General features: G+C 45.5%; 9 protein-coding genes. 8 read left to right on the top strand and 1 reads right to left on the bottom strand.

The annotated features are described in order from the left end of the window. Positions 1–10 precede the first annotated feature (10 nt). The 8 genes from AACR09_RS22955 (at position 11) to tldD (ending at position 10,931) form a co-directional block, all read left to right on the top strand. Entirely contained in the window at positions 11–1,054 is a 1,044-nt protein-coding gene (locus AACR09_RS22955) for a rod shape-determining protein (protein WP_004735928.1), read from the top strand. A 94-nt stretch (positions 1,055–1,148) separates the two neighbouring features. Continuing rightward, positions 1,149–2,036 carry a rod shape-determining protein MreC gene (gene mreC, locus AACR09_RS22950; protein ID WP_004735927.1) on the top strand — a complete coding sequence of 296 codons (888 nt, stop codon included), beginning with the start codon at positions 1,149–1,151 and terminating at the stop codon, positions 2,034–2,036. Next, positions 2,026–2,514, top strand: coding sequence for a rod shape-determining protein MreD (gene mreD / locus AACR09_RS22945; RefSeq protein ID WP_004735926.1), 489 nt, complete (start codon positions 2,026–2,028; stop codon positions 2,512–2,514). Before mreC ends, mreD begins: the two co-directional genes overlap by 11 nt. 7 nt (positions 2,515–2,521) lie before the next feature. Continuing rightward, entirely contained in the window at positions 2,522–3,208 is a 687-nt protein-coding gene (locus AACR09_RS22940) for a Maf family protein (protein ID WP_193835752.1), read from the top strand. A 20-nt stretch (positions 3,209–3,228) separates the two neighbouring features. After that, positions 3,229–4,698: a ribonuclease G gene (rng, locus tag AACR09_RS22935; protein WP_004735923.1), complete on the top strand. Its 1,470-nt coding sequence runs from the start codon at positions 3,229–3,231 to the stop codon at positions 4,696–4,698. A gap of 10 nt (positions 4,699–4,708) precedes the next feature. Beyond that, complete coding sequence (locus AACR09_RS22930) at positions 4,709–8,578, top strand: YhdP family protein (protein WP_193835751.1); 3,870 nt, start codon at positions 4,709–4,711, stop codon at positions 8,576–8,578. A gap of 75 nt (positions 8,579–8,653) precedes the next feature. Continuing rightward, positions 8,654–9,466: a carbon-nitrogen hydrolase family protein gene (locus tag AACR09_RS22925; RefSeq protein ID WP_193835750.1), complete on the top strand. Its 813-nt coding sequence runs from the start codon at positions 8,654–8,656 to the stop codon at positions 9,464–9,466. A 19-nt stretch (positions 9,467–9,485) separates the two neighbouring features. Beyond that, complete coding sequence (tldD, locus tag AACR09_RS22920) at positions 9,486–10,931, top strand: metalloprotease TldD (protein ID WP_004735920.1); 1,446 nt, start codon at positions 9,486–9,488, stop codon at positions 10,929–10,931. A 219-nt stretch (positions 10,932–11,150) separates the two neighbouring features. Here the strand turns inward: tldD and AACR09_RS22915 are convergent. After that, positions 11,151–11,626, bottom strand: a 476-nt coding sequence (locus AACR09_RS22915; protein WP_228010844.1) for a PhoH family protein, incomplete at its 5' end; no start/stop codon positions are given.

The following is an 11,626-nucleotide window of genomic DNA, read 5'->3' as shown; positions in this document are numbered from 1 at the left end:
AGCGAAGAATATGTTTAAAAAACTTCGTGGCATGTTTTCAAACGACCTATCGATTGATTTAGGTACAGCCAATACCCTTATATATGTAAAAGGCCAAGGCATTGTTCTTGATGAGCCTTCCGTTGTCGCTATTCGCCAAGATCGTACGGGGTCTGCAAAGAGTGTAGCTGCTGTTGGTCACGCTGCTAAGCAAATGCTTGGTCGTACGCCTGGTAACATTTCAGCGATCCGTCCAATGAAAGACGGTGTAATTGCTGACTTTTACGTAACCGAAAAAATGCTTCAGCACTTTATTAAGCAAGTGCATGACAACAGTGTGCTTAAACCAAGCCCTCGTGTTTTGGTTTGTGTACCTTGTGGTTCAACTCAGGTTGAGCGTCGTGCTATCCGTGAATCAGCATTAGGTGCTGGTGCTCGTGAGGTTTACCTAATCGATGAGCCTATGGCTGCTGCGATTGGTGCTGGCCTACGTGTATCTGAGCCTACGGGTTCAATGGTGGTTGATATCGGTGGTGGTACTACTGAAGTTGCGGTTATCTCACTAAACGGTGTGGTTTACTCGTCTTCTGTACGTATCGGCGGTGACCGTTTTGATGAAGCGATCATCAACTACGTTCGTCGTAACTACGGTAGCTTGATCGGTGAAGCGACAGCAGAGAAGATCAAACACGAAATCGGTTCAGCTTACCCTGGCGATGAAGTCGATGAGATCGAAGTACGTGGTCGTAACCTTGCTGAAGGTGTACCTCGTAGCTTTAGCCTGAACTCAAACGAAATTCTTGAAGCACTTCAAGAGCCGCTATCTGGCATCGTATCTGCAGTGATGGTTGCACTAGAACAGTGTCCGCCAGAGCTTGCTTCTGATATTTCAGAAAACGGTATGGTACTGACAGGTGGTGGTGCACTGCTTAAAGACCTTGATCGTCTGCTTACTGAAGAAACGGGTATCCCTGTTGTTGTGGCAGAAGAGCCATTAACGTGTGTTGCTCTAGGTGGCGGTAAAGCCCTAGAGATGATCGACATGCACGGCGGCGACCTGTTCAGCGAAGAATAATATCTAGTGTTAGGCTCTTTTCTTATCTAGTTTTATGTAAAGAGCCTAGGACCTTGTCTATAGGATCAAATGTAGCTCTAGGACCAAATATAGAATGAAGCCAATTTTTGGTAGAGGTCCCTCTCTACAATTGCGCCTGTTTTTTGCTGTAATTTTATCAGCCAGCCTTATGCTGGCTGATAGTCGTTTAGATGCTTTCTCAAATGTACGCTATCTATTGAACAGCATGGTTGCACCTATTCAATATGCAGCCAACTTACCTCGTACTATGTTCGATGGTGTCTACGATCGTTTTAGTACTCGTAAAGGCCTAATCGAATCCAACCATAATATTAAACGTGAAGTCTTGCGCCTGAAGAGCGAGCTGATTCTGCTTGAGCAATATCAAGAAGAAAACAAGCGCCTCCGTAAGTTGTTAGGATCTCCGTTTATCCGTGATGAGAAGAAAGTCGTCACAGAAGTTATGGCGGTAGACACTTCACCATATCGTCATCAAGTTGTGATCGACAAAGGTCAGATTGATGGGGTGTATGAAGGTCAACCGGTGATCAACGAAAAAGGCATTGTCGGCCAAGTGACTTTTGTTGCTGCTCATAATAGTCGTGTCCTGTTACTGACTGACGCAAACAATGCGATTCCCGTACAAGTTATTCGCAACGATATTCGAGTGATCGCTTCGGGCAATGGCATGATTGATGAGATCCAGCTAGAGCACATTCCAACCAGTACCGATATACAAGAAGAAGATCTATTGGTGACATCTGGACTCGGTGGAGTATATCCAGAAGGTTATCCAGTTGCCTACGTTACTGCCGTTGATTACGACCCGAAACGTGAGTTTGCCGTTATCAAAGCGGAGCCTGTGGTTGAGTTCGATAAGCTCAGATACTTGCTGCTAGTATGGCCTGATGAAAACAAACAGATGCAAGCGGATCAATCCAGCATAGAACAAGCATTGTTAGAGGGCGAAGATGGCCAATAGCGTTTTAAGAAGCAAGGTAGTCATTGGCTGCTCATTTTTAGTAGCCCTTATTCTGCAAACGATTCCTTGGCCTGGTAGTTTGGATCTATTTAGACCATCTTGGCTGCTACTGGTTACCTGTTACTGGGTTTTGGCTCTACCTCACCGTGTTAACGTGGGTAGCGCTTTGATTCTTGGCTTATTGTGGGATCTATTGATAGGCTCGACGTTAGGTATTAGAGGCATGATGATGGCAATCGTTATGTACATTATTGCGATGAATTTCCTAGTCATTCGTAACATGGCGCTATGGCAACAAGCGATGATTATTGCTGCGTTAACGGTATTGTTTGAGGTGTTGATCTTCTTTGGTGAATATTTGATCCAAGATGTCGTTTTCAATCCATTATCGTTATGGAGCGCATTGATAAACTGTATACTTTGGCCTTGGATGTTTCTATTAATGAGACGCGTACGTCGTCATTGGCATGTAAGGTAGAGTGACAATGGAAAAGAAGCATTTAGTTTTGGCATCCGGTTCACCACGCCGCAAAGAACTGCTATCTCAACTTGGTTATGAGTTTTCTGTCCTTGTAACTGATGTTGAAGAGTGTAAACACGCCCAAGAAACCGCCGAAGAGTACGTTAAGCGACTATCTTTAGATAAAGCCTTAGCTGCGTTGTCTTTATTGAAAGATAACCCTTCTGAAAAGCAGCATGTCGTTCCTAGTTCTGATAATGTAGTTTCTAGTGTTGATAATGTAGCTGTTGGCTCAGGCATCGTAGCTCTTGACTCTGATGCTATTTCTCTTGATTCTGAAACAGTGGTTCTTGGTTCTGACACAGTCGTCGTAAGCCAAGGGCAAGTGCTCGAGAAACCCATCGATTTTGCCGACTCTAAGCGCATGCTTACTCAGTTAGCAAACGAGCGTCACCAAGTGATGACGGCGGTTTCTGTGGTTTCAGAAAAAAAACAAAGAACAGAAATCATTATTACCGACGTATGGTTTAAACCCCTCAGTGAACAAGAAATAGAACAATACTGGCAAACAGGGGAGCCATGCGATAAAGCCGGTAGCTATGGGATCCAAGGTTTGGGTGGGCGCTTTGTTACCCGAATCGAAGGTAGTTATTACGCCGTTGTCGGCTTGCCTTTATATGAAACGGACCAGCTACTGCAAGAATTCTTATAATTACTAATCTGAGGTGCACCATGAGTGCTGAATTGTTGCTGAACGTGACCCCGAGTGAAACTCGCGTGGCCATGATTGAAGGGGGGGCTCTTCAAGAGATCCATGTCGAACGAGATGCTCGACGCGGTATCGTAGGAAATATTTACAAAGGACGTGTAAGCCGTGTTCTTCCGGGAATGCAGGCGGCTTTTGTGGATATAGGCCTTGAGAAAGCAGCTTTTCTACACGCCTCTGATATTGTTCCACACACTGAATGTGTCGCTGAAAACGAAAAGAAGCAATTTCAGGTTCGTGACATCTCTGAGCTTGTTCGCCAAGGACAAGACATTGTGGTTCAAGTCGTCAAAGATCCTCTTGGTACCAAAGGTGCCCGCTTAACGACTGATATTACTTTACCGTCTCGTTATTTGGTCTTTATGCCGGGCGCAAGTCATGTCGGCGTATCTCAACGAATCGACAGTGAGTCTGAACGTAACCGCCTTAAAAAAGTGGTCTCTCGTTACTGTGACGAACACGGTGGCTTCATTATCCGTACTGCAGCTGAAGGCGCAGACTCGAATGAATTAGCACAAGATGCCGCATTCTTGAAGCGATTATGGCTAAAAGTGTTAGAGCGTCGTGGTAAACACAAAGCTCGTACTCGTCTATACGGTGAACTTTGCCTAAGCCAGCGTATCTTACGTGACTTTGTGGGTACTGAGCTGAGCCGAATCCAGGTCGATTCGCGTTTAGAATATGAAAACCTAAAAGAATTTACTTCTGAGTACGTGCCAGAGCTGACTGAAAAGCTTGAATTGTATGAAGGCGACAAGCCTATCTTTGATATGTACGATACCGAGAACGAAGTTCAACGCTCTTTGGATCGTAAAGTCGAATTGAAGTCTGGTGGGTATCTGATTATCGACCAAACGGAAGCGATGACGACCGTCGACATCAACACCGGTGCCTTTGTCGGTCGTCGTAATCTAGAAGAGACGATTTTCAACACCAACGTAGAAGCGACGCAAGCCATTGCTCGTCAGCTGCGTTTGCGTAACTTAGGTGGCATTATCATTATCGACTTTATCGATATGCTGTCTGAGGAACATCGTAAGCGAGTACTAACTTCTTTAGAGGCGGCGCTAGACAAAGATCGTGTGAAAACCAATATCAATGGCTTTACACAGCTTGGCTTGGTTGAGATGACGCGTAAACGTACTCGTGAAAGTATTGAGCATATTCTGTGTTCGAGTTGTCCTGCCTGTGAAGGGCGTGGCAGTGTGAAGACAGTTGAAACCGTTTGTTATGAAATCCTTCGAGAGATCACACGAGTGAATCGTGCGTATGACGCTGATAAGTTTGTGGTCTATGCGGCAGCTGCCGTTGCCGAGGCGCTAGAGGGCGATGAGTCTCATGCGCTTGCGGAGCTTGAGGTGTTTATTGGTAAACAAGTTAAAATCCAAGCTGAGCCTCTGTACATACAAGAGCAGTTTGATGTTGTTATGATGTAATGGATATTTTGTGAGTTCAAGCGTTACTCTGATTCTTCGTGCATGTCTATGGTTAGTGGTTACTCTCTTAGTAACGCTAGCCATTGCTGTTACTACACTGCGTGTAGCCTTACCCAATTTAAATAAGTATCAATCTGAAATTGAGCTTTGGGTAAACCAACATTCCGGTTTTGAGTTTTCTATTCAAGATGTGGGCGGTTTTTGGCGCAACACTCACCCTTCTATTGCTCTACAAGGCGTTAAAGCCAGCCTCCCAAATGCAGAGGATGTGACCTTCTCTGTTGAGCGTGTTGAAGTCGAGTTTGACTTGATTCAATCGCTCGTTCAGATGCGTCCAGTTGTGGCCGATCTGGTCATGAATCAAATGTATCTTGATATTCGCTCAATTGATCTGTTTGCTGGAAACGGTACAGACGAACCTAAAGATCCCGGTTCTTCGAAGCGTGTGATGAAAGAGCTGGATAATTTACTATTGAAAACTTTGGTGGATGTGACCGCTAAAGACTCTTCACTTCTCTATCGCTCAGTTTCGGGCGAAGATCGTCAGCTCGATATCGACATTTTAAAATGGCAAAACACAGATAAACATCACCTTGCTGAAGGGGTTGTTAGCATTAAAGACGCCAATCTTAACTCGTTGTCAGTAAGTGCTAACTTTATCGATGGTGGCTCATTAACCGATGTAACCGGTGAGTTCTATGTGAGTGCAGATAACATCTCGGTTAAACCATGGCTAACCCGTTACATGCAGGCTGAGTCTGGTGTTGAAACCGGTACAGTGAGTTTGAATAGCTGGCTGACCTTGAGAAACAGCAAACCAGTGAGTGCGTATGTTGAGGTGTTACCTTCTGAATTGACTTGGAACGAAGATGGCCAACATGATCTGATGCTTGAGTCAGGGGTGTTTAAGTTGTCTCCCATTGATGATGGATGGCAAGTGAATGGTCACTCACTTAATCTTAGAACGGATGATAGGCCTTGGCCTGAGTTAGATGTTGCCTTCAAGTGGAATAGCGGCCCTTGGGAGCTCAATGTTTCTGAACTCGATATCGAAACACTGACGCCGTTGATTAAGTTGCTGCCTGATTCTGCGCAATCAACCAAAATGATCAATTCGTTGAAGCCTGGTGGCTCCGTTTCTGATATTCGGGTCTCAATGGATTCTGGCATTGAAAGCTTACGTTATTCAGCGAATTTTTCTGATCTCGCCATTGAGCAATGGGAGTTGGTTCCGGGCTTTAGCCAAGTTTCAGGCAGTGTGTTTGGCTCTGCATCTGAAGCGAAAGCCAGTCTGCATGTGATTGATGATGTGTTTCCTTATGGTGATGTCTTTCAAGCGCCTTTGAATATCAAACAAGGTCAAGTTGATATTGTTTGGCAGCAAGATGAAAACGGTTGGAAGCTTTGGTCAGATAAAATCACAGCAGCCACGCCAGATTTACAAGTCCTAGGCGCATTTCGCTTGGACTTTCCAAAGGATGCTAGCCCATTCTTATCGTTCTACGGCGAAGCTGATGCTTACAATGTCGGCGAGACATGGCGTTACTTACCTACATTGGCACTTGGACAAGATCTTACCGACTACCTTTCTACTGCGATTCAAGCGGGTAAAGCGGATACCGTAAAACTGTTGTGGCATGGCGATTTGTCTCAGTATCCATACACCAACCACGATGGTATTTTCCAAGTTTGGGTTGGCTTAGAGGACGCTAAGTTCAGTTTTGATACTGCCTGGCCATTGATTACCGATCTTCAACTTGATCTGTTGTTTGAAAATGATGCGATGCATCTGGATTCTCGCTCCGCCCAACTGATGGATGTGACAGCCGACCGAATCACAGGACGCATTCCTTATTTAGGGGAAGGCGGCCATATTGAAATTGAAGCTAAAGCGACGGCGTCAGGTAATGCGGTTCGTGATTACATGACGGCTTCACCATTGGTTGATTCTGTGGGTGCCGCCCTAACGGCGCTGCAAGTGAGTGGTGATGTATCGTCTGAATTCCAACTTAATATTCCTTTTGATTCCGAAAAAGAGCCAAGGGCTTGGGGCTATGCCGATCTCAAAGATAACCATGTTGAGATTGAAGCGCCGCCGATGGTGCTTGAAAATACCACTGGGCGTATTGAATTTGATAATGATGTGATTACGGCCAACGGTCTCGCTGCCGATTTATTAAAGCAAGGTATTTCCGTTGACTTTAAAGGGCTCAACGATGGGCCTGGATATGCCGTTGATATTGATGTGTTAGGCGATTGGGACGTTAAGCCTTTAGAACCATATATTGGTGAACAGTGGATGAGTCGCTTGTCAGGTCATGCGCAATGGCAAAGCCAGATTGAAATTCAACTTAACGATATCGGTTTTAGCTACCAGTTAGACTTACAGTCAGATCTTAAATATTTAGCCAGTGATTACCCGTATCCATTGGCTAAAAAATCCTTGGAGAGCGGCTCTGCTCGACTACAAGCATCAGGTAATCAAGAAGCTATTACCGCGCGTCTGCAACTGCCGAACACTAAATACCAAGCTGAGATTGATATTACTGGCGATGTTCCCGAGTTAACGGCGACTAATTTAGTGCTGGGTCGTGGTGGCTATAAAATTAGCCCTGTCGTTGGGCATCATGCGTTGATTCGTACGGATAAATTCAATGCTGATGATTGGTTATCAGTGGTGATGGAGCCAGTGCAACCGTCAGATGCAATACTTAGCCAAATGAACACGCCAACCATTCCAGCGCCAAGCCGTATTACCTTTGAGAGTAAAGAGCTGATCTTAGGTGGTATTTCTTGGAATGATGTCGACTTTAGCGCCCGCAAGAACAAACAAGCGTGGCAAATGGAAGTGTCTAGCCAAGAGATCGAAGGAGATATTAATTATCTGCCTCCTTACGATTTAACCGTTTCTCTGGATCGCCTGCATCTGTTTGTTCCTGAATGGAGCGATAAGAAAAACCAAGAACAACTACTGCAACGTAAAGAACAAGAAGCACCATTGATCTCTAAGCTAGATAGAGAGATTTATGATGCGATGCCTAACCTGAAGTTAACGCTGAACGATTTTTGGCTACAAGGCTATAAGGTCGGTACCGTCGATGTTGAGTTAACTAGACAAGACGATCGGCTTGAGTGGAACAAGATTCAAGTTCGAAGCGGGAGCAATAAAGCCGACGTGAGTGGCTGGTGGGCACTGAATGGTGACAAGAGTTATTCATCGCTAACCGTTGATATTGAAGGTGAAAACAATAGCGAGCTCATGGAGCGCTTCGGCATTACATCCGGAATTCAAAAAGCACCATTCGAGTTAGAAGGCCAACTGAACTGGGATGGTTCGCCATGGGGGATCAAAATGGATACCCTTGATGGCAACGTTAAAACCAAGTTTGGTAAAGGTATCATCTCGGATGTCAGTGGTGCGGCTCGATTGCTGGGGTTGTTTAGCCTAGATTCGATTATCCGTAAGATGCAGCTCGATTTCTCGGATGTGTTTGATAAAGGCATGGCATTCAATAGCATCACAGGAACGGGCAAGATTCAAAATGGTATCTTCCTGACGAACGATCTGAATATGGATGCGGTCGCGGGTGAGATGAAGATCAAAGGAATCGCTAACCTCAACACGCGCTTGGTCGATGCTGAGGTGAACTTTACCCCTGATATTACCTCGGGCATTCCAGTATTAACGGCGTTTGCGGTAACGCCTCAAACGGCGTTGTATGTATTGGCCGTGACTACGGTTATATCGCCGGTGGTTGAAGTCTTTACTCAAGTTAATTACTCGGTAAAAGGCCCATTGGATTCACCTACGGTGAGTGAGCTTTCTCGTAGTTCTGGCGAGTTCCAGCTACCCGAAAAATTGAGAAAATTAGCTGAGTAGTTGATAACAAGCCAGTCGGTTAATATACGGTCAAATGCCGATTTCTGAATCATAATGAATAGAGGAGCGAGACACATGGATAGTGTTGGGTTGATTCAAATGACATCTGGCCCTAACCCTGAATTGAACCTTGCTTACCTTGCTCAAGAAGTAGCAAAGTGCAAAGCGTTGGGGGCGAAGTGGGTTGTGTGCCCTGAAAACGCGTTAGTTTTTGGTAGTAAAGCCGACTATCACCAGTATGCTGAGCCTCTAAATGATGGCCTACTACAAAAGAAATTATTTGAGTTAGCCAAGCTTCACCGAATGTGGATCGTTGTCGGTAGTATGCCGATAAGCACAGCTGAAGGCGTGACCACTACAACCCTAGTGATTGATGACTTTGGGTGCCTAGTTGCTCATTACGATAAGCTACACATGTTTGATGTGGATGTCGCCGATGCGCACAAGTGCTATCGAGAGTCGGATATTTTCACGCCGGGTGAGCGAGTTGTGACGACGGAAACGCCTTTTGGTCGCTTAGGTTTGAGTATTTGTTATGATGTGCGCTTTCCTCACTTGTATTCAGAGTTACGTAAGCAAGGTGCACAAATCATAGTGGTACCAGCAGCGTTTACTGCGGTAACGGGTCAAGCACATTGGGAAGCATTATTAAGATGCCGCGCGATCGAAACACAATCGTGGATTGTCGCGGTGGGGCAAGGGGGAAAACACCCTTGTCAAAGAGAAACATGGGGACACTCAATGGTGGTTGATCCATGGGGACGAGTGGTCGCACAGCTAGACCAAGATCCTAAAAGTATGGTGATTGAGATAGACACATCCAGTTGCGAATCAATCAGGCAAAAGATGCCAATCGCGCAACACACTCGATTTACCAATCAATTTTAATTACAAACAAGAGCCATTTATGAGCATTAATCAAATTGAAGAAGCGCTACTGAACCCAACAGGGCTGACGGAGCAAAATATCGCAGATACATTGGCGAGCATTGCTACCCGCCAAATTGATTATGCTGATATTTACTTTCAGTCAAGCTGGCACGAGTCATTAGTGCTAGAAGACAGCATTATTAAAGACGGCTCTTTCAATATCGATTGTGGTCTTGGTGTACGAGCAGTCTCTGGTGAAAAAACCGGTTTTGCTTACTCTGACCAAATCCAATTGGATGGCCTTAAACAGAGTGCAATCGCGGCTCGCGGTATCGCTAAACAAGGCCAAAACGGCAAGGTACAAGCTTTCAAGCGCAACTCTAACCAAGCTTACTATGACGCGGTAAACCCGCTAGCAAGCTGGGAAAAGCAGCAAAAGACAGAACTACTTAAAGCGCTTGATGCTTACATTCGTACTAAAGAGCCGATGGTAACTGAAGTATCGGTAAGCTTAAGTGGTGTACATGAGCAGATGCTGGTTGCGGCAACTGATGGTACTTTCGCTGGTGATATTCGCCCGCTGGTTCGCTTGTCTATTAGCGTACTTGCTCAGAAAGGCGATCGTCGTGAACGTGGCAGTGCTGGTGGCGGTGGTCGTTTTGGTTACGACTTCTTCTTAAGTGATGCTAATGGTTCTCAGGTTGCTTATCAATTTGCTGATGAAGCAATCCGCCAAGCGTTAGTTAACCTTGAAGCAGTTGCTGCACCTGCTGGTGCAATGCCTGTCGTTCTTGGTTCGGGTTGGCCGGGCGTTCTTCTACATGAAGCGGTAGGCCACGGTTTAGAAGGTGACTTCAACCGTAAAGAGTCTTCAGTATTTTCTGGCAAAGTGGGCGAGCAAGTCACATCAAGCCTATGTACGATTGTTGATGACGGTACATTAACGGATCTACGTGGTTCATTGAACGTCGATGATGAAGGCGTTAATGGCCAGTACAACACGCTAATCGAAAACGGCATCCTAAAAGGTTACATGCAAGATAAGCTTAATGCTCGTCTAATGGGTGTAGCGCCTACCGGTAATGGTCGTCGTGAGTCTTATGCACACCTTCCTATGCCGCGCATGACCAACACTTACATGTTGCCAGGTGAGCATACTCCTGAAGAGATTATCTCGACGGTTGAAAGAGGCATCTACGCGCCGAACTTTGGTGGCGGTCAGGTGGATATTACTTCTGGTAAGTTTGTATTCTCCGCTTCTGAAGCGTACATGATTGAAAACGGTAAGATCACTCACCCAGTGAAAGGTGCAACGCTAATCGGTTCGGGTATCGAAGCGATGCAGCAAGTGTCTATGGTGGGTAACGACCTTAGCCTTGACCGTGGTGTTGGTGTATGTGGTAAAGCCGGCCAAAGCGTACCAGTCGGTGTTGGTCAACCAACATTGAAACTAGACTCGTTAACGGTAGGTGGTACTGAGTAATTCAGACCAACTTCAGCAGATTTGTTATAGCAAGCTAGTTGAAATTACAGTTTCAGTTTCAGTTTCAGTTTCAGTTAAAGCTAGAGCTAGAGCTAGAGCTAAAGCTAAAGCTAAAGCTAAAGTTAAAGCTAAAGTTAAAGCTAAAAGCGCCTCCAATGTGAGGCGCTTTTCTGTTTCTGGTTTTTTTGTTTCTGGATCGCTATTTACTAAACAGAACCGTTACATGTTCTCTTCAGCAAACTCGGCCAGTCGGCTTCGTACCACACCATTGAGGTGAATATTGGCACTGCCTTCGAAGTCTTTAAAACGCTCGACCATGTAGGTTAAGCCTGAAGTTACAGGGGTTAAGTAAGATGAATCTATCTGAGCTAGGTTTCCTGAACAGACGATCTTGGTGCCTTCACCACAACGGGTGATGATGGTTTTGATTTGTGAAGCGGTGAGGTTCTGACACTCATCCAAAAGGACAAAGGCATTTTGAATTGAGCGGCCACGCATGAAGTTAATCGATTTGAACTGGATATTGGCCTTGTCACAGATGTACTTCATCGAGCCTTCGGTGCAGTGATCGTTCTTGTGCAGAGCTTCCAGTGTATCGGTCACCGCCGCTAACCAAGGCAGCATTTTTTCTTCCTCGGTGCCGGGAAGGAAACCAATCGACTCACCGATATCGGGTGTGTTTCGGGTTACGATGA

The sequence above is a fragment of the Vibrio sp. OPT20 genome, from assembly GCF_963889365.1.
Lineage (GTDB): Bacteria > Pseudomonadota > Gammaproteobacteria > Enterobacterales > Vibrionaceae > Vibrio > Vibrio splendidus.
Note: the sequence above shows the minus strand (reverse complement) of the source record. Positions and strands in the feature narration are given on the sequence as shown.